The 23,811-nt window shown below is 71.8% G+C and carries 18 protein-coding genes and 2 tRNA genes; 9 read left to right on the plus strand and 11 right to left on the minus strand.

All coding sequences use genetic code 11. The annotated features are described in order from the left end of the window. The first annotated feature begins 42 nt into the window (after positions 1-42). Complete coding sequence (gene eccCa / locus AC3A3L_RS06855; protein WP_487639252.1) at positions 43-4,041, plus strand: type VII secretion protein EccCa; 3,999 nt, start codon at positions 43-45, stop codon at positions 4,039-4,041. Between the two features lie 8 nt (positions 4,042-4,049). On the opposite strand, the gene AC3A3L_RS06860 is transcribed toward eccCa, so the two are convergent. Beyond that, positions 4,050-5,690: a helicase HerA-like domain-containing protein gene (locus AC3A3L_RS06860; RefSeq protein ID WP_487639253.1), complete on the minus strand. Its 1,641-nt coding sequence runs from the start codon at positions 5,688-5,690 to the stop codon at positions 4,050-4,052. A gap of 69 nt (positions 5,691-5,759) precedes the next feature. Between AC3A3L_RS06860 and AC3A3L_RS06865 the strand changes: the two genes are divergently transcribed. Next, positions 5,760-6,059 carry a type II toxin-antitoxin system VapB family antitoxin gene (locus tag AC3A3L_RS06865; RefSeq protein WP_487639254.1) on the plus strand — a complete coding sequence of 100 codons (300 nt, stop codon included), beginning with the start codon at positions 5,760-5,762 and terminating at the stop codon, positions 6,057-6,059. A gap of 61 nt (positions 6,060-6,120) precedes the next feature. After that, positions 6,121-6,624 carry a LytR C-terminal domain-containing protein gene (locus tag AC3A3L_RS06870; protein ID WP_487639255.1) on the plus strand — a complete coding sequence of 168 codons (504 nt, stop codon included), beginning with the start codon at positions 6,121-6,123 and terminating at the stop codon, positions 6,622-6,624. Between the two features lie 28 nt (positions 6,625-6,652). On the opposite strand, the gene AC3A3L_RS06875 is transcribed toward AC3A3L_RS06870, so the two are convergent. Then, positions 6,653-8,170, minus strand: a complete 1,518-nt coding sequence (locus AC3A3L_RS06875; protein WP_487639256.1) for a potassium/proton antiporter — start codon at positions 8,168-8,170, stop codon at positions 6,653-6,655. 210 nt (positions 8,171-8,380) lie between these two features. Here AC3A3L_RS06875 and AC3A3L_RS06880 point away from each other — a divergent pair, with 210 nt between their 5' ends. The 3 genes from AC3A3L_RS06880 to AC3A3L_RS06890 are packed head-to-tail and all read left to right on the plus strand — an operon-like array spanning position 8,381 to position 11,092. Beyond that, entirely contained in the window at positions 8,381-8,815 is a 435-nt protein-coding gene (locus tag AC3A3L_RS06880) for a hypothetical protein (protein ID WP_487639257.1), read from the plus strand. Between the two features lies 1 nt (position 8,816). Then, positions 8,817-9,770, plus strand: a complete 954-nt coding sequence (locus AC3A3L_RS06885; protein WP_487639258.1) for a hypothetical protein — start codon at positions 8,817-8,819, stop codon at positions 9,768-9,770. Then, a complete protein-coding gene (locus AC3A3L_RS06890) occupies positions 9,767-11,092 on the plus strand; it encodes a hypothetical protein (protein ID WP_487639259.1) in 1,326 nt (441 codons plus the stop codon). Before AC3A3L_RS06885 ends, AC3A3L_RS06890 begins: the two co-directional genes overlap by 4 nt. A 30-nt stretch (positions 11,093-11,122) precedes the next feature. Here AC3A3L_RS06890 and AC3A3L_RS06895 read toward each other — a convergent pair whose 3' ends face one another. From AC3A3L_RS06895 to AC3A3L_RS06905, 3 genes are all read right to left on the minus strand, one after another. Continuing rightward, positions 11,123-12,487 carry a vWA domain-containing protein gene (locus AC3A3L_RS06895; RefSeq protein WP_487639260.1) on the minus strand — a complete coding sequence of 455 codons (1,365 nt, stop codon included), beginning with the start codon at positions 12,485-12,487 and terminating at the stop codon, positions 11,123-11,125. Next, positions 12,484-13,356 carry an AAA family ATPase gene (locus AC3A3L_RS06900; protein ID WP_487639261.1) on the minus strand — a complete coding sequence of 291 codons (873 nt, stop codon included), beginning with the start codon at positions 13,354-13,356 and terminating at the stop codon, positions 12,484-12,486. Before AC3A3L_RS06900 ends, AC3A3L_RS06895 begins: the two co-directional genes overlap by 4 nt. 19 nt (positions 13,357-13,375) lie before the next feature. Further along, positions 13,376-13,460, minus strand: a tRNA-Ser gene (locus tag AC3A3L_RS06905). Between the two features lie 81 nt (positions 13,461-13,541). On the opposite strand from AC3A3L_RS06905, the gene AC3A3L_RS06910 reads away from it, so the two are divergent. From AC3A3L_RS06910 to AC3A3L_RS06920, 3 genes are all read left to right on the plus strand, one after another. Further along, positions 13,542-14,003, plus strand: a complete 462-nt coding sequence (locus AC3A3L_RS06910; RefSeq protein WP_487639262.1) for a hypothetical protein — start codon at positions 13,542-13,544, stop codon at positions 14,001-14,003. A gap of 63 nt (positions 14,004-14,066) precedes the next feature. Further along, positions 14,067-14,160 (plus strand) — tRNA-Ser (locus AC3A3L_RS06915). 165 nt (positions 14,161-14,325) lie between these two features. After that, positions 14,326-14,454, plus strand: coding sequence for a hypothetical protein (locus AC3A3L_RS06920; RefSeq protein WP_487639263.1), 129 nt, complete (start codon positions 14,326-14,328; stop codon positions 14,452-14,454). Positions 14,455-14,611: 157 nt separating this feature from the next. Here the strand turns inward: AC3A3L_RS06920 and AC3A3L_RS06925 are convergent, their stop codons facing one another. The 6 genes from AC3A3L_RS06925 to AC3A3L_RS06950 all read right to left on the minus strand — a co-directional run bounded on the left by AC3A3L_RS06925 (position 14,612) and on the right by AC3A3L_RS06950 (position 23,671). After that, positions 14,612-15,619 (minus strand): TrmB family transcriptional regulator, encoded by a 1,008-nt coding sequence (locus tag AC3A3L_RS06925; protein ID WP_487639264.1) that lies wholly within the window; start codon positions 15,617-15,619, stop codon positions 14,612-14,614. Positions 15,620-15,783: 164 nt separating this feature from the next. Continuing rightward, on the minus strand, positions 15,784-17,631 hold the full coding sequence (locus AC3A3L_RS06930; protein WP_487639265.1) for a phosphoenolpyruvate carboxykinase (GTP): 1,848 nt from the start codon (positions 17,629-17,631) through the stop codon (positions 15,784-15,786). Positions 17,632-17,759: 128 nt separating this feature from the next. Then, a complete protein-coding gene (locus AC3A3L_RS06935) occupies positions 17,760-18,047 on the minus strand; it encodes a hypothetical protein (RefSeq protein ID WP_487639266.1) in 288 nt (95 codons plus the stop codon). A gap of 1 nt (position 18,048) precedes the next feature. Further along, complete coding sequence (locus AC3A3L_RS06940; RefSeq protein ID WP_487639267.1) at positions 18,049-19,494, minus strand: glycosyltransferase family 2 protein; 1,446 nt, start codon at positions 19,492-19,494, stop codon at positions 18,049-18,051. A gap of 52 nt (positions 19,495-19,546) precedes the next feature. Continuing rightward, positions 19,547-21,796, minus strand: coding sequence for a putative bifunctional diguanylate cyclase/phosphodiesterase (locus tag AC3A3L_RS06945; protein ID WP_487639268.1), 2,250 nt, complete (start codon positions 21,794-21,796; stop codon positions 19,547-19,549). Between the two features lie 36 nt (positions 21,797-21,832). After that, positions 21,833-23,671, minus strand: coding sequence for a phosphoenolpyruvate carboxykinase (GTP) (locus tag AC3A3L_RS06950; protein WP_487639269.1), 1,839 nt, complete (start codon positions 23,669-23,671; stop codon positions 21,833-21,835). Positions 23,672-23,811: the final 140 nt, after the last annotated feature.

The following is a 23,811-nucleotide window of genomic DNA, read 5'->3' on the forward strand; positions in this document are numbered from 1 at the left end:
ATCATCGTCGCGACTTCATCGGGCACGGCACTGGGGGATGCGTTGAGCACGACACTGCGGGGCGGCCAGAGGCTCGACGAGCCGGAGATGCCGGGTGGCCAGATCGTGCTGCAGCCGCCGCCCGAGCTGCAGGAGGGAGAGGGCGCCGGCGGCGTGCTGATGAACGCCATCCCGATGCTCGGCAGCCTCGGGTCCATCGTGCTCGTCGCGACGATGGGCGGCGCCAACAAGAGCCGCAGCTTCCTCGCGGCCGGCATGTTCCTCTTCGCCACGCTCGGCTTCATCATCGTCCAGATCGACCGGCAGCGTAAGCAGCGGGCGCAGCAGGTCACCGGCTCGCGCACCGAGTACCTCCGCTACCTCGGCAACATCCGCAAGGTCGCGCGCGAGGCCGCCGACCAGCAGCGGCGCGCCCTCAACTGGCACCACCCCGAGCCCTCCGCGCTCCCCTCCCTCGCCGAGGACCGCACCCGGCTGTGGGAGCACACCGCCTCCGACGACAACTTCCTGCACGTGCGCTACGGCCTGTGCTCGCAGCCGCTGTCACTGGAGCTGGTGCCGCCGGAGAGCGCACCCGTGGACCAGGTCGACCCCGCGGCGGCGTCCGCGCTGCACCGGCTCCTCGTCGTGCACCGCCTCCAGCCCAACCTGCCGGCGTCGATCGACCTGCGCGCCTTCGACCGCATCGAGCTGTGCGGCGACGCCGAGGAGGTCCGCTCGACGGCGCGCGCGATGATCTGCTCCGCGACGGCGTTCCAGAACCCCGACCAGCTCATCGTCGCGGTGCTCAGCTCCGAGCAGAACCTCACCCACTGGGACTGGGTGAAGTGGCTGCCGCACGCCCAGAGCACCCGTGAGGCCGACGCGGTCGGGCCGATGCGCCTGGTCTCGACGTCCCTCGACGACCTCGGCAGCCTGCTCCCGCCCGACCTGAGCGACCGGCCCCGCTTCGGCGCCGACGAGCGCGCCGCCACGCCGCACATCCTGCTCGTCATCGACGGTGGCCACCTGCCCCCGGGCAACCACATCGTCCCGCCCGACGGCCTGCACGGCGTCACGCTGCTCGACCTGCCGAGCCGGTGGGACGAGCTCGAGGACTCCACCCGCCTGCGCCTGGAGTTCGCCGACGCCCCCGACGAGCTCGGCAAGCGCCCGGTGAGCGCGCTGCGCCTGCGCGGCGAGCCGGTCCGCGCCCTCGCCGACCAGTGCGACATCGCCACGGCGGAGGCCTTCGCCCGCCGGATCGCGCCGCTCAAGACCGCCAGCGCCGAGTCGTCCTCGGCCGGCGGCGCGGTCGACATCACCTCCACGACCCCCGACCACATGGACCTGCTGGGGCTCGGCGACATCTTCACCTACGACCCGGACACCGCGTGGCGCCCGCGTCCGGCGCGCGACCGCCTGCGGGTCCCGATCGGCATCGGCGACTCGGGTGGCTTGATCCACCTCGACATCAAGGAGTCCGCCCAGCAGGGCATGGGCCCCCACGGCCTGGTCATCGGCGCGACCGGCTCCGGCAAGTCGGAGTTCCTCCGCACGCTGGTGCTCGGCCTGGTGATGACGCACTCCTCCGAGCAGCTCAACCTCGTCCTCGTCGACTTCAAGGGTGGCGCGACCTTCGCCGGCATGGCCGACATGCCCCACGTCTCGGCCGTCATCACCAACCTCGCCAACGAGCTCACCCTCGTCGACCGCATGCAGGACGCCCTGTCCGGCGAGATGACGCGCCGCCAGGAGCTGCTGCGCGACGCCGGCAACTACGCGTCGGTGCGCGACTACGAGAAGGCACGCGCCAACGGCGAGCCCCTCGAGCCGATGCCGTCGCTGTTCATCGTCGTCGACGAGTTCTCCGAGATGCTCTCGGCCAAGCCGGAGTTCATCGACCTCTTCGTCGCCATCGGTCGCCTGGGCCGCTCGCTCGGCCTGCACCTGCTGCTCGCCTCGCAGCGCCTCGAGGAGGGGCGGCTGCGCGGCCTCGAGTCCCACCTGTCCTACCGCGTCGGCCTCCGCACCTTCTCGGCCGGCGAGTCCCGCGCCGTCCTCGGCGTGCCGGACGCCTACGAGCTGCCCGCCGTCCCGGGGCTGGGCTACCTCAAGCCCGACCAGTCCACGCTGCTGCGGTTCAAGGCGGCGTACGTCTCGGGGCCCCCGTCGAGCCGCACCCGCGTCGCCCGCGACGAGGGCGGCGTCATCCGCGGCATCCTGCCCTTCACGATCTCCGAGGTGCAGGCGCTCGAGCCGACCGAGGAGGTCACCGAGGTCGCCGCGCCCCAGCCGCAGCAGCAGGGCGAGCAGCCCTCGCTGCTCGACGTCGCCGTGACGCGCATGGTGGGCAGGGGTCCGGCGGCCCACCAGGTCTGGCTGCCTCCGCTCGACGTGCCCGACACGCTCGACGAGCTCATGCCCGACCTGGTCGAGAGCCCCGACCTGGGCCTGACGTCGCCGCAGTGGCGCAACGTGCCGGGCCTCGTCATCCCGCTCGGCACCGTCGACCGACCGCGCGAGCAGCGCCGCGACACGATGACGCTCAACCTCACCGGCGCGGCCGGCCACGTCGCCGTCGTCGGTGGGCCGCGCTCCGGCAAGAGCACCATGCTGCGCAGCATCGTCACGAGCATGGCGCTGGTGACGACGCCGCTGGAGTCGCAGTTCTTCGTGCTCGACTTCGGCGGCGGCACGTTCGCGCCGCTGGCCCGCCTCCCGCACATCAGCGGTGTCGCGACCCGCTCGGAGCCCGACGTCGTACGCCGTGTCATGGCGGAGGTCGAGGGCATCGTCGACCGTCGCGAGGCCTACTTCCGTGAGAACGGCATCGACTCCATCGAGACCTACCGCTCGCGTCGCACGCAGGGCCGCGCCGACGACGGCTGGGGCGACGTGTTCCTGGTCATCGACGGCTGGAGCACGCTGCGCGCCGAGTTCGACGACCTCGAGATGGAGATCCAGCAGCTGGCCGCGCGGGGCCTCACCTTCGGCCTCCACATCGTCACCGCCTCGACCCGGTGGGCCGACTACCGCGCCGCGATGCGCGACGTCTTCGGCTCCAAGCTCGAGCTGCGGCTCGGCGACCCGCTCGACTCCGAGATCGACCGCAAGGTCGCCGCGCTCGTCCCGGTCGGCCGTCCCGGCCGCGGTCTCGTGCCGTCGAAGCTGCACTTCCTCGGCGCGCTCCCCCGCATCGACGGGGACGGCAACGCCGACACCCTCGGCGACGGCGTCGACCACCTCATCGACCGGATGGTCGCGGCCTGGAAGGGCCCGCAGGGCCCCAAGCTCCGCCTGCTGCCGGAGAAGGTCACGCTCGAGGCGGTCCGCGAGGACGCCGTACGCCGGCAGCTGCCGCAGAAGCACATCCTGCTCGGCATCAACGAGAAGGAGCTCGCCCCGATCGGCCTCGACGTCGACGCCGAGCCGCACATGCTCATCTTCGGCGACGGCCAGTCGGGCAAGAGCGCACTGCTGCGGGCCTACGTCCACGAGATCATGCGCACCCGCACGCCGAAGGAGGCGCAGATCGTCCTCGTCGACTACCGGCGCTCGCTGCTCGGCGAGGTGCCCGACGAGTACCTCCTCAACTACCTCACCTCGGCCACCCAGGCGACGCCGACGCTCAAGGACATCGCGAGCTACCTCGAGGGCCGCATCCCCGGTCCTGACGTGACGCCCGACCAGCTCCGCAGCCGGTCGTGGTGGACGGGCGCCGAGGTGTTCGTGGTGGTCGACGACTACGACCTCGTGGCGACGGCGCAGTCCTCACCGGTGTCCTCGCTCCAGCCGCTGATGGCCCAGGCCCGCGACGTCGGCCTGCACGTCGTCGTCGCGCGCCGCACCGGTGGTGCCTCCCGCGCGCTCTACGAGCCCGTCATCCAGTCGCTGCGCGACCTCGCGATGCCCGGCGTCATGCTGTCCGGCCCCCGCGACGAGGGCGTCCTGATCGGCAACCTCCGCCCGCAGCCCGCCCCGGAGGGCCGCGCCCGCGTCGTCACCCGCGACGGCGGCACCCAGACCGCCCAGCTGGCCTGGCTCGACCCGACGATGTGAAATCTCGCTCAGCGGCGCCCGCTCTTGAACATCCCGCGGGCGATCTCGCGGGCGGCGGTGCTCATGAAGTCCTTGAACGCCCGGGACTTCACGACGCTCTCCATCATGCTGTCCTCCTCCTTCGGCGCCCGCTCGGCCTTCTTGGTCACGCGCGCGTTCTTCTGCTCGCGCGCCATCTCCTTGACCCGGGCGTCCTCCGCCGCCTTGCGGGCGCCCTCCTCGAGCTTCCTGGCCAGCAGCTCGCGGGCGGACTCGCGGTCGATGGCCTCGGCGTACCTCGCGGTGAGCGGCGAGGCCGTGACCGCGGCCTCCATGTCGGCGGCGGGAGCGGGATCCATGAGCGACTCGGGCGCCCGCAGGCGGGTCCAGGCCACGGGGGTCGGCGCGCCCCGCTCGTTCATCACCGTCACCACCGCCTCGCCGATCCCGAGCGACGTGATGACCTGGCCGAGGTCGTCGTACGCGCTGGTGGGGTAGGTGTTGACGGTCGCCTTGAGCGCCTTGGCGTCGTTGGGCGTGTGGGCGCGGAGCTGGTGCTGGATGCGTGAGCCGAGCTGGCCCAGCACCTCGTCGGGGACGTCGGTGGGCGACTGGGTCACGAAGAACACGCCCACTCCCTTGGAGCGGATCAGCCGCACGGTCTGGGCGATCTGGTCGAGGAAGGCGTCGGAGGCGTCGTTGAAGAGCAGGTGCGCCTCGTCGAAGAAGAAGACCAGCTTGGGCTTGTCGAGGTCGCCCTCCTCCGGCAGGTCGTGGAACAGGTCGGCGAGCAGCCACATGAGGAACGTCGAGAACAGCGCGGGCCGGTCCTGGAGGTTCGGCAGCTCCAGCAGGCTGACGATGCCGCGCCCGTCCTCGGCGGTGCGCAGGAACTCCTTGGTCTCGAACTCCGGCTCGCCGAAGAACACGTCCGCGCCCTGCGCCTCGAAGGCGACCAGCTCGCGCAGGATCACACCGGCGGTCTGGGGCGAGAGGCCGCCGATCGTCTTGAGCTCGGCCTTCCCGGCCGCGTCGCCCGTGAGGTACTGCAGGACCGCGCGCAGGTCGGCGAGGTCGAGGAGCGGCAGCCCCTGCTGGTCGCAGTAGTAGAAGACCAGCCCCAGCGAGGACTCCTGCGTCTCGTTGAGGCCGAGCACCTTGGCGAGCAGGGTGGGCCCGAACGCGCTCATCGTCACGCGGACGGGTACGCCGACGCCCTGGCCGCCGATCGCGTAGAACTCCGTCGGGAAGCCGGTCGCCGTCCACTCCTGGCCGACGCTGGCGGTGCGGGCGGTGAGCTTGTCGCTGGCCTCGCCCGGGACGCTGATGCCGGACAGGTCGCCCTTGATGTCGGCAGCGAAGACGGGGACGCCGTTCGCGCTGAGCTGCTCGGCGAGCAGCTGCAGGGTCTTCGTCTTGCCGGTGCCTGTGGCGCCCGCGACGAGGCCGTGGCGGTTGAGCATCGCGAGCGGGATCCGGATGCGTACGTCGCTGAGGTCGTCGGCGTCCAGCATCAGCCCGCCGAGCTCGAGGGCCGCGCCGTCGAAGCGGTAGCCGGGTGCGACGGCCGCCGAGATGGGGTCGCTCGCAGTGGTCTGCGGCGTGGTCTGCGGCGTGGACTCGGGCGTGGACTCGGTCGGCGTCGGCGCTGCCCCAGGGGTCTCCGTCATGTCGCGAGCCTAGTCAGGGCGACGGTCGGCGACGAGGGTCTCGCAGGGGCCGTCGATATAGTCACCGGCGTGATCTTCAAGCGGGTGGGCGTCGGCCGGCCCTACCCCGACCACGGGCTCGACTCGCGCGGCTGGGCCGACCTGCCCCCGCGCCAGGTGCGCCTCGACGAGCTGGTGACCACCAAGGACACCCTGCGGCTCGACACGCTCCTCGACGAGGACTCGACGTTCTACGGCGACCTGTTCGCCCACGTCGTGCAGTGGAAGGGCGACCTCTACCTCGAGGACGGCCTGCACCGCGCCCTCCGTGCCGCGCTGCAGCAGCGCAGCGTGCTGCACGCCCGCGTCCACCAGGCGGACAGCACGTGATCACCCCACGACGTTCTTCTCCGCCTCGACGCTCCCCCGAACAACGCCGCGGGGGCCCCGAATGAGCGGTGCGGCCCGGTCGGCGCTCACGCTGGCCGTGCTCGCCCTGCTCGTGCTGGTCGCCGCTGTCTGGGGGTGGGCCGCCTTCACCGAGCCGTTCCCCGAGGACGAGCCGGTCGCGATCTGCGAGGACGCGACCGTGCCCGCCGGGTCGGAGGTGCGCCGCGACCAGGTCGTGGTGAGCGTCTTCAACGGCAGCAAGCGCAGCGGGCTCGCCGGGGCGACCAGCGCGCAGCTCGCCGAGCGCGGCTTCGTCGAGGGCACCGTCGGCGACTCGCCGCTGCCCGCCGCGACCACCCAGATCTGGTCCTCCGACCCGACGAACCCGGCGGTCGTGCTCGTCCAGCGCCAGTTCAAGAAGGCGCAGGTCGTCGAGGGCGACGCGCTCGGCCCCGGCGTCGTCGTCGTGGTCGGCGAGAAGTTCCAGGCGCTGAAGAAGAAGCAGGTCGAGTCCGTGGTCGCCGAGTCCGACGCGACCTGGTGCAAGGCCACCGGCTCGGAGTGACCGCGGGGCCGGACGAGCCCCGCCCGGCCTAGTCCTTGTCGCGGCGCGGCGGGTCGCCGACCCACTGCGCGAGCCGGCCGTTGTCGGAGACCTGGCGCATCCGCGCCTCGGTCGCCTCGCGGAGCTTGCGCGGCGTGACGACCAGCAGGTCGTCGCCGTGCCGCAGGACCGTGCGGCGCTCCGGGACGAGCACCTCGCCCGACCGGATGACCAGCGATACCGAGGCCCCCTGCGGCAGGCGCAGCTCGCCGACCTCGACGCCGTGCATCTTCGAGGTGGGCGCGATCGTCACCTGGAGGAGGTCGGCGGCGACCCGGTCGAGCGGCGCCGCCTCCACCTCGAGGCCGCGCGGCTCCGAGCGGAGCGCGACGCCCAGGGTCCTGGCCACCCACGGCAGGGTCGGTCCCGTCAGCAGCGTGTAGACGACGACCATCACGAAGACGATGTGGAACAGGTCCTCCGCGCCCGTCACACCCTCCGAGAGGGGGATCGTGGCGAGCACGATGGGCACCGCTCCCCGCAGGCCGGCCCACGACAGGAACGCGAGGTCACGGCGCGCCATCGGCTGCACGACGCTGCTGACGACGACCGAGAGCGGCCGGGCCACCAGCGTGAGGACCAGGCCGGTGACCAGCGCCCGGACGACCGTGTCGAGGTCGATCTCGGAGGGCGAGAGGAGCAGCCCGAGCATCACGAACAGCCCGATCTGGGCCAGCCACGCCACGCCCTCGGAGAAGGAGCGGGTCGCCACCCGGTGCGGGAGCTCGCTGTTGCCGAGGATCAGCGCCGCGACGTAGATCGCGGCGAACCCGGAGGCGTGCACCGCCGACGCAGCGCCGTACGCCGCGAACGCCAGGCACAGGACCGCGAGCGGGTAGAGGCCGGAGGACGGCAGCGCCGCGCGCCGCATCACCCACGCGCCGCCCATGCCGATCGCCGCGCCGATCAGCCCGCCGGCGATCAGCTCGAAGACGATGAGGCCGCTCGTCTCGAGCAGCCCCGCCTCCCCGACGGCTCCCGTGGAGATGATCCCGACGAGCACGACGGTGGGGGCGTCGTTGAGCCCGGACTCCGCCTCGAGCGCTCCCGTGAGCCGTTTCGGGAGTGGCAGGGCGCGCAGGACGGAGAACACGGCGGCCGCGTCGGTGGGCGAGCAGATCGCCCCGAGCAGGACCGCCAGCTCCCACGGCAGGCCGAGGAGGTAGTGGGTGCCGACGGCGACCACGGCCACCGACACGGCCACGCCGAGCGTCGCGAGCGAGAGGCCCAGGGCGACGCTGGCGCGCATCTGCCGCCAGTCGGTGGTCAGACCACCCTCGGCCAGGATGACCGCCAGCGCTCCGAAACCGAGGGCGTGCGCGAGCTGGGCGTCGTCGAAGGGGATGCCGAAGGGGCCACCCTCGCCGAGCAGGACGCCGATGAAGAGGTAGATGAGCAGCGACGGCAGACCGGCGCGCGCGGAGACCCGCACCGCGAGGATCGCCGCGAGGGTCACGACGGCGCCGACCAGCACGAACTCGTCGAGCTGGTGGACGTCGAACGTCATGCACACCTCTGGGTGGCTCGGCGGCTTGCGGGGCGACTGGATCCTATCGGCCGTGCGCGCTGCCCCTGGCGGCCCGGACAGCGCCCGGACACGGGCCGGGACGGTCCGCGACGGCCCCGGGTGCGCGACTGCGGCACAATCGGATGCCGGAAGAGGACGTTTGAGGTCGCGCTGAGGGGGTAGGCGTCCCCGGACGAGAGGGAGTGATCGATGTACGGCGACACCGCCGCGGGCCGCCGACGGGTGGCGCAGCTCCGCGAGCAGGGTGGCGACATCCGGGCCCTGGCCGCCCGTCTCGTGTCCCAGGCGGAGGCCGTGCCGTGGCACGGCAAGGCCGCCGACGCGATGCGGGAGCGGATCAAGGAGCGCGCCTCGCACCTGCGCACCGCCGCCGCCCACCACGAGACCGCCGCCGACTCGCTCGCCCGGCACCTCGCCGAGGTCGACACGCTCAAGGAGGCGATCGACGTACGCGCCCACAAGGCGACCGCGCTCGTCGAGGACGCCCGCACCCGTGCCAGCCAGGCCTCCGGACCCGACGGGGTCCCGGCCGAGGCCGACGAGGCCGACGCCGCCCTCCTGGCGTTCGACCCTCCGCCCGCCGGTCATCGCGACTGGCTGACCGTCACGCTCCCGGGGCTCTGACATGGTGACCATCGACCTGACCACGCCGCCGCCACCGCCCACGAGCTTCATCGACGCGATGGCGCGCCGGCTCGCGCTCACGCTCCCCGAGCTCCGCCTCGTCGCCGAGCTGGCCGGCGGCGCTCCGCTGCCGTTCGACCTGCCCGGCAGTGCCGACCAGGCCGCCGACGCGGGCTCGCTGTCCGGGCGCCTGGGCCGGAGCCGCGGGTCGGTGGAGGACTCCGCCTACACCGACGCGCTCGGCACCCTGCACGACCCGGAGGACACCCTGCGCCGGCGCGGCCTGCTCACCGAAGCGGGCGCCGACCCCGGCATCGTCGGTGCCGTCGGGCTGCTCGCCACCCCCCGCCTGGCGCTCGACATCGACGTCGCCGCCGGCGCCACCCAGGTGAAGGCCTGGCACCGCCAGGCCGGCGGCGCTGTCGCCTGCCTGTCGACCTGCGACGGCATCGTCTTCGAGCTGGCCTGGCTGCCCGTGGCCCAGTGGACCACCGAGCTCGGCCGGGTCACCGCCCCGCCGGAGGACCTCCCGCTCGGCACCTCGCACGTGCCCGGCCACCTCGACGTCCCCTACGCCCTCGCCGACTCGGTCGGGGAGGCGTTGCGGGCCGGCCGCTCCGACCTGGTGCCGGTGCTGGTCGACCAGTCCGGCGGGGTCGTCCTCGCCGACGGCCACGCGATCAGCGGAGCGGAGGCCGCCGACGCCATGTCGGCCGTGCACACCGAGGGGCGGGGCCGCATGCGCATCCTCGCCGCCGAGGTGTCCGAGCGCGCCACGACGTCCGTCGGCGTCGTCTCCTGGGTGCTGCTGCGCGACGGCTGGCACTCGCTGACCCCACGCCACGACGAGGACGGCGCCCGGATCACGGTCGCCCGCGTCGACCCCGACGACCTGGCCACCGAGCTGGCACCCGTGCTCGCGCAGGTCACCGTCCCCGAGGAGCCCACAGCATGAGCGACCTCGACATCCCCCGCGCCCACGACGCCCCGTCGGAGGACTCCTCGGCGTCGGTCGCTGCCGACAAGTACGACCAGATGCTGGCGCTGGCCGACCTCTTCGACTCCTCCGGCAACGAGATGCGCACCCGCGCCCGCCTCGGCGCCGACATCCTCGCCGACGACGACGTCGTCGACTCCGGCGAGCTGTCCAAGGCGACCTGGGGGCAGGCCGAGGAGGACATCCGGGCCGCCACCACGGGCAAGAACGGGCTGCTGACCCGCTCGGTCGAGCTCGACGCCGACGCGCTCGTCGTACGCGCGACCGTGCTGACCTACCGCTGGATCGACGAGCTGCAGCAGGCGGCCTACAAGACCCTCGGCTCGATCGCCGGCCGCGCGATCGGCTACCTCGCGCCCGAGGTCGCGTTGGGTGGCGCGATCGTGAGCGCCGGGCTCATCGAGACCGACACCCTCGACCGCGACGACGTCACCGCCTACCTCAGCGAGCTCGCCGAGAACAACCCCGAGCTCATGGACCACCTCTCCGGTGGCGGCGGCCTGCTCGACGGGCTCCACATGCGCTCGCTCCTCACCGCCGGGGTCCTCGCCTCCGACCAGGGCGCCCACGCGGCGCGGGGCGGGCTGCGGGCCATCGGCGTGGACCCGTTCCCCACCGACGCGGTGTCGGCCTTCCGCGACTCCGCGGGGTCCTTCGTGGAGGCGGAGGTGCCGCAGGCCGAGGTCGACAGCAGCACCGGCACGGCGCCGCGGTCGCTCGAGGAGCTGATGGCCAACCTCCTCGCCGAGGACACGCGGATCAGCGTCCAGCGGGTCGGCGCGGGGCGCTACATCGCCTACCTCCCCGGCTCGCTCACCCACGACTCCGGCCGGCTGCGCCTCGTCGGCGCCGACCCGACCACGTCGGTCAACCAGGTCGTGCGGGCGATCGAGGCGTCGGTCACCGACGACGACGCCCGCGTCATGCTCGTGGGTTCGGCCGGCGGCGGCACCATCGCCGCCGAGATCGCCGCCACCGCCCGCTCCTCGCGCTTCGTGGTCGACCAGGTCGTGACCGCCGGTGCTCCGTCCGCCCAGGTCCCGCGGATCCCCGAGGCCACCCGGGTGCTGTCCCTCGAGGACCGCTCCGACCCGGTGGTCCTGCTCGGCTCGCTGATCAACGCCGCGACGACCAACCGGCTCACGGTCGTCTTCGACGCGGCCGGCGCCGAGGGCTCGCAGCTCTACGTCGCCGGCGCGCGGGCCGCCGACAGCGCCGAGCACCCGGAGCTGCGCGCCGAGATCAGCCGGATGCAGGACCTCGGCTTCCTCGCCGGCTGACCCGCGCGCCCGAGGGGGTGCTCGGGAAGGTCAGACGATCCCGTGCACGAACTCGCCCAGCTGGGCCAGGTTGCGGCACTCCACCATCGGCACGATCTCCCCGTAGCGGTCGGCTGCGCTGTCGCCCGTCCCCCAGTGGCGGGGGTGCTCGGGGTTGAGCCACCACGCGTGGCGCGCCCGGCCGGCGAGCTCGCCGAGCACCGGCAGCGCGAGGTCGCTGTAGTTGGAGCGTCCGTCGCCCAGCACCAGCAGCGACGAGCGCGGCCCGACGGCGTCGGGGTGCTCCTCGGCGAACCGGGTCAGCGCACGTCCGTAGTTGGTGCGCCCCCACAGCGCCGCCTGCGAGATCCGGCCGGCGAGCGACTCCATCACCTCGACCACGTCCGCGCCGGGCCGGAAGCTGTCGCTGACCTCGACGACGTCGTCGACGAACGTGAAGGCGCGCACCCCGCTGAACGCCTCCCGCAGCGCGAACACCAGCATCAGCGTGAACTGGGCGAAGTTGGCCACCGACCCGCTGACGTCGCAGAGGACGACCAGGTCGGTGCGGTGCGGGCGCTTCGGGCGGTGGTGGGTGGTCAGCGGCACCCCGCCGGTCGCGATCGACGCGCGCATGGTGCGGCGTACGTCGAGGGGGCCGCGTCGGCGCGCGTGCTGCTCCTTGGTGAGCCTCGCGGCGAGCCGACGGGCGAGCGGATAGATCTCGCGGCGCATCTCGTCGAGGTCGCTGCGACGGGCTGCGGTGAAGTCGAGGCGGTCGATGGTCGGCCGGACGGTGACGCCGGCGACGTGCTGTGGGCCCTTCTCCTCGGCGATGCGCCGACGGGCGTCACCCTCGACCAGGCGGGTGAACTCCCCGATCCGGCGACCGGCCGTCCGCTGGGCCTGCTCGTCGTCGAGCCCCTGGCCGAGCAGTCCCTGCACGAGCCGCTCCATCAGCTCACCGGGCGACACCCGCTGGAGCGAGGTGTAGGCCGACCAGCTGGACAGGCCGGGCCCGCGACCGGGCATCGCCCCGAAGCGGGCGACCGCCTCGACTGCAAGATCCTGCAACGCCTGCTGGTCCCCGGACGCCAGGGCGTCGGCCAGCGCCTCCCGGAAGCGCTCGAGGTCCGGCCCCGTGTCCTGGGGGCCCGCGGCGGGCTCGAGACCGTCCCCGGCCACACCGCTGCCGATGAGCCGGGGGAACCAGATGTCGAAGACCGCATCGAAGGTGACGCGCTGCGGCTGCCGCTTCACGAGGGTGGCCGCATAGGCGGCGCGGACGGTCTCGCGGTCGTGCCAGTGCACCTTCTCCAGCGCGCTGATCGCGTCGAGGCCCTCGGCCAGCGACACCGACAGGCCCGCGGAGCGCAGCGCCTCCACGAAGCCGATGTGGGTGTCGAGCAGGCTCATCGGGCGGCGGCCAGCTCCAGCTCCCTGGCCGCGCGCTGCTGGTCGGAGGCGTGCTTGAGCACGACCCCGAGGGTGCGGGCGACGGTGGCCTCGTCGAGGTCGCCGACCTGCAGCGCGACCAGCGTGCGCGCCCAGTCGACCGACTCCGCGATGGACGGGGCCTTCTTGAGCTCGAGCTCGCGCAGGCGTACGACGACGTCGACGAGCTGGGCGACGACCCGGTCGTCGAGCCGTGGGACCTGGCTCGTGACGATCGCGCGCTCCCGCTCGGCGTCGGGGTAGTCGAGGTGCAGGAACAGGCAGCGGCGCTTGACGGCCTCGGACAGCTCCCGGCTCGCGTTCGACGTCAGCACCACGAACGGGCGACGTGTGGCCGTGACCGTGCCCAGCTCGGGGATGGTGACCTGGAAGTCGCTGAGCACCTCCAGCAGCAGGCCCTCGACCTCGATGTCGGTCTTGTCGACCTCGTCGACCAGCAGCACCGTCGGCTCGTCGCGCCTGATCGCGCCGAGGAGCGGGCGGGTCAGCAGGAACTCCTCGGTGAAGATGTCGTCGTGGGTCTCGCTCCACGACTGGTCCCCGCCCGCGGCCTGGATGCGCAGCAGCTGCTTCTTGTAGTTCCACTCGTAGAGGGCGCGCGCCTCGTCGAGGCCCTCGTAGCACTGCAGCCGCACCAGCTCCGCGCCCGTGGCCCGGGCCACCGCCTTGGCGAGCTCGGTCTTGCCCACCCCCGCCGGCCCCTCGACGAGGAGCGGCTTCTCCAGCGCGCCCGCGAGGTACGCCGTCAGCGCCGTGGCGGCGTCGGTGAGGTAGCCGGTCGCGTGCAGGCGGGCGGCCGCGTCGTCCGGGGACTCGAACCAGGTCGTCACCGGGCGAGCCTAGCCTCAGCAGAGGGGGCGGGATTCGAACCCGCGGTAGGTCTCCCTACGACCGCTTTCAAGGCGGTTCCGATCGGCCGCTCCGGCACCCCTCCTCGTACGACGCCGGGGCGCCGTACACCGCGGGACTCTACCCAACGCCGCCGGAGCGGCAGTCCCGTGATGAAATCTTCGCCGTGACGACCGAGACCGCCACCGTGCACCGCCTCGCCCCCGCTGTCGCGGCGCGACTGCTGGGCGTGGTGCTGTGCCTGGTGGCCGTGCTCATCCTGGCGAGCACGCTGGCCATCGCCGTCCTCGACCTGCACACCGTCTTCCTGCTCGTCCCGGTCCTCCTGACGGTGGCCGTGCTGGTCGGGTGCTGGTGGGCGTGGCGCACCAGGGGCTGGGTCGTGCGGATGACGGCCGAGGGCTACCGCGTCCAGTGGGTGCGGGGCGTCGGAGCGGCGTCGGGACGCTGGCGCGACGTCGAGGACGCCGTCACCATGACGGTCGCCGACGCTCCGGTCCTCGTGCTGCGCCTGCGAGACGGGCGGACCACCACCATCCCCGTCGAGATGCTGGCCGTGGACCGCGAGGCCTTCGTCCGCGACGTCCAGGACCACCTGCAGCGCGGACACGGTCTCCGCAAACTGTGACCTGATTCGGCGCACACGCACCGAGCCTTGTAACCTTCTCTGCGCCCGGCAGTGCTCGGGCATGGAGGCGTCGCCTAGTCCGGTCTATGGCGCCCGCCTGCTAAGCGGGTTTGGGGCTAAAACCCCATCGAGGGTTCAAATCCCTCCGCCTCCGCCAGCGTCGGCCCCCTCGTCCCGAGGGGGCCGACCGGCCGACCGTGCATGGATTTGCAGGAACCTGCAATGCACAGAACTGCAGTCCGCCGGACGCGACGCGGCTGTGCACGGTGGGCGACAATGGAACGCGTCATCCCCTGTGACAGGACCAAGAGGTGGAAACCCCATGACCCCAGTACGTCGTATCGCCGCCGCCGCTCTCGTGGCAGTTCTCGGACTCGGAGTCGCCGCCATCGGCGCCACGCCGGCCCAGGCCGTCGACACGAGCTGGGGGCGCATCAACATCCGCAACTGAGACCAGTCGTGCCTAGAATGGGCACGCAACGAAGAGCTGGGACACGGACCCCTCAACCCCCCACGAGTTCTGGTCCGCTGGCCTCCCCCACAGGCCCGTCCCGGCATGAGGGCAGCACCTCCCCGGAGGTGCTGCCCTCCCCCTCATTTCAGGTGTCTCAGGCCGACGACTCGTCGGTCTCCCGGCCAGAGATGCCGCGCTTGCCCATCTCGTAGCCGAGCTGGAACCTCGTCTCCACCTCGAACTCGCTCTTCAGGTCCGCGACGTAGGCGGCATAGGTGCGTGGGCTGACACCGAGGCGCTTGGCGCCGACCGGGTCGGCCCGGCCCTCGAGGAGCATCCGGATCGTCATCGCCCGCTGCTCGGCGGCGATGTCGCGCACCAGCGACGTCTCGCTGCTGGTGAACGGGCGCGCCCGCTCCCAGTGGCGCTCGAACATGTCGACCAGGTAGCCGACCATCGACTTGTCGCTGATCACCATCGCCGAGTCGGTGCCCTCGTGACCCGGGATGAGCGCGACCCGCCGGTCGACGACGATGAGGCGGTTGAAGAACTCGTCGAGGGTGCGCACCTCCGCCCCGGCCGCGGTCACCGCGGCGACGTACTTGCGGGTGTCGGCCCCGCGGCGAGCAGCGTGCTGGTAGAGGGTGCGCATCTTCACGCCCCGCTTGAGGGCGGCGATGTCGCGCGCGCCGACCCCCGCGTCGAGCTGCTTGACACCACGGCGGTACTGCGGCTGGGCCGTCAGCAGCTCCTCCTCGGCGTCGCTGACGAGCGAGGCGAGGAAGTTGCCGATCGTGGCGAGCCCGCGGATCTCGGCGAAGGGGCCGCCGACGGCGCTCGGGGACCGGCGCCACACGTGGGACAGGGTGCTGAAGGCGGTGGCCCAGTGGGCGGACTCGGCGATCAGCTCGGCCCCCTGCTGGCCGAGTGGGGCGACCACCCTCGCCTGGACGGCGGCCGGGTCGACGGCGCTCCACGAGCGGCCGTCGTCGCTCCGGATCACCAGGCCGACGTCGACGAGGAGCTCGAAGGCGGCGCGCAGCTCGCCCTGGGCGGCGATGCGTGCATCGGAGGCGTCGATGCCGCCGGAGGTGACGATCTCCTCGTAGAGGGGCGTGGCGTGCTCCTCGAAGACGATCCGCTCATCTGGCCCCAAGGGCATGGCTCACTCCCGCTCGACCGACATCCCCGTGGGGAGGATGGTGCCACACCAGCCCCAGCAGGCACCCGGAGCAGCCGCTCGACGGTCCTGCCCGCGACGCGCAGCGACCCGCCGCCCCGGGGGTCCGGGTCGGCGGGTCGGCGAGGTGTCGCGCGGTCGTCGCGTCAGGCGTCGAGACGCGCCCTGAGCGTGTCGAGCTCGCTCCAGAGCACGGCGGGGAGGTCGTCGCCGAACTTCTCGAACCACTCCTGGATCTGCGGCAGCTCGGCCTTCCACTCCTCGGTGTCGACCGCGAGGGCCTGTGCGAGCTCGTCCTCGGTGAGGTCGAGGCCGTCGATGTCGAGCGAGCCGGGCGCCGGCACGTGGCCGATCGGCGTCTCGACCGCGGCGGCCTGGCCGTCGATGCGCTCGATGACCCACTTGAGGACCCGGCTGTTCTCGCCGAATCCGGGCCACAGGAAGCCGCCGTCGTCGCCGCGGCGGAACCAGTTGACGTAGAAGATCTTCGGCAGCTTGGCGGCGTCGTTGTCCTTGCCGATGCCGACCCAGTGACCGAAGTAGTCGCCGGCGTTGTAGCCGATGAACGGCAGCATCGCCATCGGGTCGCGGCGTACGACGCCCACGGCGCCGACCGCGGCCGCGGTGGTCTCCGAGGAGAGCGTGGCGCCCATGAACGTGCCGTGGTTCCAGTCGCGGGCCTCGGTCACCAGCGGGATCGTGGTCTTGCGACGACCGCCGAAGAGGATCGCGTCGATCGGCACGCCGCGCGGGTCGTCGTACTCGTCGGCGAGGATCGAGCACTGCTTGATGGGCGTGCAGTAGCGGCTGTTGGCGTGGCTGGACAGCTCGTCGGAGTCGGGCGTCCAGGGCTCGCCCTTCCAGCTGGTCGCCTCGGCCGGGGTGTTCTCCAGGCCCTCCCACCAGACGTTGCCGTCCGGGGTCAGCGCGACGTTGGTGAAGACCGAGTTGCCCTTGCGGATGGTCTCCATGGCGTGCGGGTTGGTGTGCTCGTTGGTGCCCGGCGCGACGCCGAAGAAGCCGAACTCGGGATTCACGGCCCACAGGCGGCCGTCCTCGCCGATCCGCATCCACGCGATGTCGTCGCCGATGGCCTCCACCGTCCAGCCGGGGATGGTCGGCTTGAGCATCGCCAGGTTGGTCTTGCCGCACGCGCTCGGGAAGGCCGCGGCGACGTACTTGGTGACCCCCTGCGGCGAGGTCAGCTTGAGGATCAGCATGTGCTCGGCGAGCCAGCCCTCGTCGCGTGCCATGACCGACGCGATGCGCAGGGCGTAGCACTTCTTGCCGAGCAGCGCGTTGCCGCCGTAGCCGGAGCCGAAGCTCCAGATCATCCGCTCCTCGGGGAACTGGACGATGTACTTGGTGTCGTTGCACGGCCACGCGACGTCGGCCTGGCCGGGCTCGAGCGGCATGCCGACGGAGTGGAGCGCCGGGACCCACTGCGGGGACTCGCCCGCGGCCTCGAGCTCCTCGATGCGGCGCAGCACGTCGGTGCCCATGCGGGCCATCACGCGCATGGAGACCGTGACGTAGGCCGAGTCGGTGACCTCGATGCCGAACATCGGGTGCTCGGCGTCGAGGTGGCCCATGACGAAGGGGATGACGTACATCGTGCGGCCCCGCATGCAGCCGGCGTAGAGCCCGCGCATGAGCTCCTTCATCTGCTCCGGGTCCATCCAGTTGTTGGTGGGGCCGGCGTCGCGCTCGTCGACCGAGCAGATGTAGGTGCGGTCCTCGACGCGGGCCACGTCGGTGGGGTCGGAGGCCGCGTGGAAGGAGTTGGGCATCACGTCGGGGTTGAGGCGGGTGAACGTGCCCGTCGCCTCGAGCGAGGCGGTGAGCTGTGCCCACTCCTCGTCCGAGCCGGTGCACCACTGGATGGCGTCGGGCTGGGTCAGCTCGGCCACCTCGGTGACCCAGGCGAGGATGCCTGCGTGCGTGGTCTGCGGAGTCGTGTCTGGCGTCGTCTGCGTGTCGATCGTTGCGGTCATGCCGGTTCCTCACAGCTTGCGTCGCGGGTGGTTCGCGCGGCCTCGTTGTCGGCGACTTGTCGCGGACGCTAGCGCTCGTGAATCGGCGCACATATTGGATCGATCACAGACCTGTGACCTGGGTCTCGCTACTCCCGCGTACGCCGGTGTGGCTGGGCGAGCCGGTCCTTCAGCGTTCCTCCGGTCGGTCCGCCGACGGCGGCGTCGGGGTGGATGCTGCGGGTCTCGGCACGCCGGTTGCTGGCCGCGAGCCAGTCGCGGAGGTAGAACTTGGGCAGGATCTTCGCCACCGCGAGCGTCACGTAGACGATCGTGTTGATGGCGACGAAGGCCGCCAGCACGGCGATGAAGTCGTTGCGCAGGATGCTGTCGGGGAGCAGGATGCCCATCGGCACGACGGCGGTCGGGATCGTCATCTCAGCCCTCCGCCCGCGAGCCGGCCCCGGAGTGGGAGCTGGAGCTGGTCTGGACGACGTGCTTCCAGTCCGCCTGCTTGGCCAGCGACAGGTCCCAGATGCCCTTGAGGTAGACCACGTTGAGGAACATCGCGTAGAAGAGCTCGGGGAACAGCGAGAGCCCCAGCAGGCGGGCCTTCCAGCCGCCGCGCCACACGGTCACGACGCGCTCGAGGGTGAAGACGAGGCCGATGCCGATCCAGAACGGGAACCACACCCAGTTCGAGGTGGCAAGCACCATCAGGATGATGAGCGCGAGGTAGGCGCCGAGGGCGATGACGCCGTAGCCGATGCCGAGCTGCTGCATCCAGTAGCGGAACGTCTGCGGGCGCAGGCCGTAGGCGCCGAGGTTCTCCAGGGCCCCGCGCTGCCAGCGCAGCCGCTGGGCCCAGAGGCCGCGCCAGTTAGGCATCACCTCGGTGACCACCGTGCACTCGCTCGGCGAGATCATCAGGGCGCCCAGCGTCTTGAGCGCGATCGTGAGCTCGTTGTCCTCGGTCAGCGCGACGGTGTCGTAGACGTCGCCGGGGACGCCGGGGAGGATCTTGCCGCGTTCCTCGGCGACCGCGCGCAGCGCGCGAGGCCGGAACACCGACGCGGTGCCGGTCAGCACGAACACGCGGCCCCGACGCCGGCGCAGGTCGCGCTGGTAGCGGGTGTACTCGTTGCGCTGGAACTGGCCGATCAGGCCGAAGCCGTCCTCCCCGTAGAACAGCCCGCCGACCGCCATCAGTGCGCGGTCGTTGGTGAGCCGCTGGGCGGCGCCCTCGAGGAAGCCGGCGTCGAGCGTGGTGTCGGCGTCCATGATCATCACGCAGTCGTTGTCGCCCTGACCGGGAAGGACCTCGGCGAGCGCCTGGTTGAGGCCGCCGGCCTTCTTGTGCTTGTTGTCGACGGTCTCGAAGACGTCGACGCCCGCGGCGCGGGCCAGCGGGATCGTCCCGTCGCTGCAGTTGTCCGCGACGACCACGATGCGGGCGGGGGGAAGCGACTGCGACTGCAGCGAGGCCAGGGTCTCGGCGATGCAGCCCTCCTCGTTGTGCGCCGGGATGAGGACGGTGATGGTCACCGGTCCGGCGTACTCACCGCGGGTCTCGGTCATCACGAGCTTGGGCGCGAGGGGCATGTGGTCGCCGTCCTCACTGCGACGCGCGCGCGTGAGGAGCCGCCGCTCGATGCCGGCGACAGCCGCAGCGAGCAACAGGGCGACGCCCACGGCGGCCAGCAGCACCCGCGGGGACGGCATCTCGGTGTCGTAGAAGACCTGCCAGATGCCGAAGAGCAGTCCTTCGTCGGGGGCGCGACCCGCCTCGGGGTCGCCCGACGCGACCGCCACCCAGAGGGCGGCCGCTCCCAGCGTCGCCGAGCCGATGATCGCCAGTCCCACCGACCGTTGCAGCCACTGCATCTGTCCGGGATCTCCTTCTCTCCGTCTCGCGGGCGCGCACGGCCCGCACCGTTCAGTCGTTCGGGGCCGATCCGATGGCGGATGGCATGAAGTCGCGGACGAACTGGTCGAAGGGCACAGGCTTCCCGATCAGGTAGCCCTGCGCGAAGTCGACGCCCTCCTCGCGGCACACCTCGAGGATCTCCGGCTCGGAGACGAACTCGGCGACCGTCCGCTTGCCCAGGTCACGCGCGATGCCGACGATCGAGCGCATGATCGTGCGGTCGACCGCCGACTCGTGCACGTGCGCCACGAACTCGCCGTCGATCTTCACGTAGTCGAAGAACAGGTGCTTGAGGTAGTAGAACGAGCCGAACCCGGCACCGAAGTCGTCGAGCGCGAAGGCGCAGCCGAGCTCGGTCATCCGCTCGGCGAAGGTCCTGGCCAGCGCCACATCGGCGACCGCCGCGGTCTCGGTGATCTCGAGGATGAGGGCCGACGGGTCGACCCCGTGGGTCGCGAGCGAACCCACGATCGCGCGCTCGATGTCGGGGTTGCCGATGGAGTGGCCCGACAGGTTGACCTCGAACTCGAACGACGGGTCGTGGTCGCGACGCATCCGGGCCAGCAGCTCCAGGCTCTTGTCGACGACCCAGGCGTCGACCTGCGGCATCAGGCCGACCCGCTCAGCGATGTAGACGAAGCGGGACGGCGGGACCAGCTCGCCCTCGTCGCGCAGCCGCAGCAGCACCTCGGCCGAGCTGATCCGCCCGGTCCCGATGTCCACGATGGGCTGCAGGTGCAGCTCGAAGCGGTCCTCGGCGAGCGCCGCCTCGATCCGGCTCTGCCACTGCAGGCGGGCGGCGGTGCGGGGGCCGCGCTCGTCACCCTCGGACAGCACGACCACCTGGTTGCGCCCGGCCTCCTTGGCGTCGTACATCGTCATGTCGGCGAGGGCGAGCACGTCCGCCGCGTGCTCGGCGGCCGCCCGGAAGGTCACTGCCCCGACGCTGGCGGTCACGCGGCGCGCGACCCCGTCGAGGGTCGCGGCGTGGGTGGCGATCCGGTCGACGACCAGACCGGCGACGCGGGCGGCGTCGGCCTGCTCGCAGTCGGTGAGCAGGATCGCGAACTCGTCGCCGCCGAGCCGGGCGACCACGTCGGTGCTGCGGATCGAGCGACGGAGCAGTCCGGCGATGGTGACGAGGAGCTGGTCGCCGGCGTTGTGGCCGAGGGTGTCGTTGACCTGCTTGAAGTTGTCGAGGTCGAGCAGCAGCAGCGCGCCGGTGGGACCGTGGCGCCGGCACCGGTCGAGGTGACGGTCGAGCTCGTTCTCGAAGCGGCGGCGGTTGGCGAGGCCGGTGAGGACGTCGTGGTCCGCCAGGTGGGCGAGGCGGTCGAGGTAGCGCCGCCGGTCGGAGATGTCGACGACGTTGACCATCACGATCTCGCCCATCTGCGCGTCGCCGACGACGGTGCTGCTCAGCGACACGTGGACGTCGTTGCCGCCGGAGTCACGGAAGTTGCACTCCGACTGGAGGGACTCGCCGCGGTAGAGCATCAGCCGCCCGAGGTGGTCCTCGATGCGGGTCTCGCCGGGGGTCTCGAAGTCGGCGAGGCGGTGGCCGACCATGTCGGGCGGATCGAGGCCGACCAGGACGGCCATCGAGATGTTGACGCGGATGATGGAGCCGGACGGGTCGAGGAGCGCCACCCCGTGCGGGGCGTCGTCGAAGAGCTTCTCCACCCGCTCGTTGGACACCCGCGCGCGCCGGCTCTGCCGCTCGAGGTCGCGCACGATCCGCTGCAGGACGGGCGCGATGACGACCGCGACGGCGCCCCACATGAGGGCCCGGCGCCAGTCACCGAGGGTGTACTCGGGCGGTCCGATCACCACCACTGGCACGACCAGGGTCGCGACCGCCAGCCCGCTGGCGAGCCAGAGCTGTCGCGGGGTGCCCGTGATCGCGATCCAGAGGATCGGGAGGAGGACGAGGACGGTCAGGCCCGACGACGAGCCGCCGCTCCCCGCCCCGGCTGCATCGTTGACGAGGGCGGCGTAGAGGAAGAGCAGGTACGCCGGCAGCGGCTCGAGCCAGGTGCGCTCCTGCTGGCGGCGGCTGACGACGAAGAGCGCGACGACCAGCGCCAGCACGACCGCTGCGAGGCCCGCCACCCACCAGGGCCGCTCGTAGGGCGGCAGCAGCACCGTGACGAGGCCGAGCGCTGCCACGATTCCGAAGGGCACGGCCAGGGCAGGGCCACCCCGCCTGAGGTCGGAGGACGACCCCGGCGCGGCGGTTCCCGAGACACGTCGTCGCACGGCACCACCCTAGTGGCGCGTGCGACGACGTGAGGCTCAGTCCGTGGAGTCGAGGTCTGCGGCGACCCGCCTGTGGGCCTCCCAGATCTCCTCGGGCATCCGGTCGAACTGGGACAGGTGCTCCTCGCGGAAGCCCATCTCCTGCTGCCACCGCTCCTTGTCGATCGACAGGATCCGCTCCAGGTCGGCGGCCGGGACGTCCATCCCGGCGAGGTCGAGCTCCTCCTGCGTCGGCAGGATGCCGACAGCCGTGCGCCGACCCTCTACCTCCCCGTTCCTGAGCTGCAGCAGCCACAGCAGCGGGCGCAGGTTGTCGCGGTAGCCGGGCCACAGGAAGTGGCCGTCGTCGGGGTCCTTCTGGAACCAGTTGACGTGGGCGAAGATCGGCTGGTCCTTCGCCGCACCCACGATGTCGAGGTAGTGGCGCGCGTAGTCGCCCTCGCCGTAGGCCATGAACGGGCGGTTGGACATCGGGTCGTAGCGCAGCTGGCCGTCGACGCCCTCGGCGGCGAAGGTGGCCTCGGCGCCCAGCGTCAGGCCGTCGTAGACGCCCTCGGCGAGGTCGGTGATCGCGCGGATCAGCGGCTCGCGGTCGCTGGTGCGACCGCCGAAGATGATCGCGTCGATCGGCACGCCCTCCGCGGCGTCGTAGTCGGGCGCGATGTTGGGCACGTTGGCCAGCGTGGTGGTGAAGCGGCTGTTGGGGTGGGCCCAGGCCGCGGTGTCGTTGTCCTTCCGGTCGGCCAGCGGCGAGCCCGTCCAGTCGAGCCAGCCGCGGACGTCGGCCGGCGGCTTCTTCGTCTTGCCCTCCCACCACACCTCTCCGGTGCCCGGGTTGTAGGCGACGTTGGTGAAGATCGCCCGCGAGCCCTCGCCGATCGAGTGGAGGGCGTTGGGGTTGGTCGTCTCGTTGGTGTCCTTGGCGACGCCGAAGACGCCGTACTCCGGGTTCATGCCCATGAGCCGACCCGACTCCTCGTCGACCCACAGCCACGCGATGTCGTCGCCGTAGAACGACACGTGGTAGCGGTCACCGAGGGCGTCGGGGGCGGCCATCATCGCGAGGTTGGTCTTGCCCGAGGCGCTCGGGAAGCCGCCGCAGACGTGGTAGGTCCGCCCGGTCTCCTTGTCGTGGATGCCGATGAGCATGTACTGCTCGGCGAGGAACTTCCGGCTGGCCCAGCCGTCGTACGCGCCCTGGCGCAGGCCGTGCGCGATCTTGCCGAGCAGCGCGTTGCCGCCGTACGACGACCCGAAGTGCAGGATGGTGCGCTCGTCGGCGACCGTGACGAAGTAGCGCTGGTCGTCGGCCGTGCCCTGGCCGAGGTGCTCGAGGTCGCCCGTGACGTGGACGGCCCGGACGAACGAGTCCGGGTCCTCGAGGTCGTTGACGAACTGCACGCCGACGCGCGCCATGCGGATCATGTGGAGGACGACGGTGCGCGTGTCGGTGAGCTCGACCCCGGCAGCCCACGGCGCGAGCTCGTTGCCGGGAGGCGCCATCAGGTAGGGGATGACGTACATCGTCTTGCCCTCGGACGCGCCGCGCATCCGGTCGTGGAGCATCGGCTTCATCTCCGAGGCCGGCCGCCAGTTGTTGTAGACGCCGCGGTCGGACTCGTTGCTCGTCGCGACGATGGTGCGCTCCTCGGAGCGCGCGGTGTCCTTGTAGTAGCTGCGGGAGTAGTAGCGGCCCTCTCCGGCCATCTGCAGCTCGCCGGCGGCGACGGACTCCTCGAGCAGGCGCGCGTCGTCGGAGGCGTTGACCACCTCGATGTGCTCGGCGCCGGTGAGCTCGGCGTACTCCTTCACGAACTCTCGGACCTTCGGGTTCGTCAGCCCGGCTTCGTCCATGACTGCCTCGAGATCTGCCATCGCGCTCCCTCTCGTCGTGCGGCGGTGCCTCGCCGCGGTGCGGGTGCTAGGCACCATAGGGCACGGTCCGGGTGCGCGACCGGGGCCGGAAGTCCCGACTGCGCGACGAAGGTCCCAGCCGGGTGACCGGTCCCTGATTT

The organism is Nocardioides sp. Soil_C_8 (genome assembly GCF_057656315.1).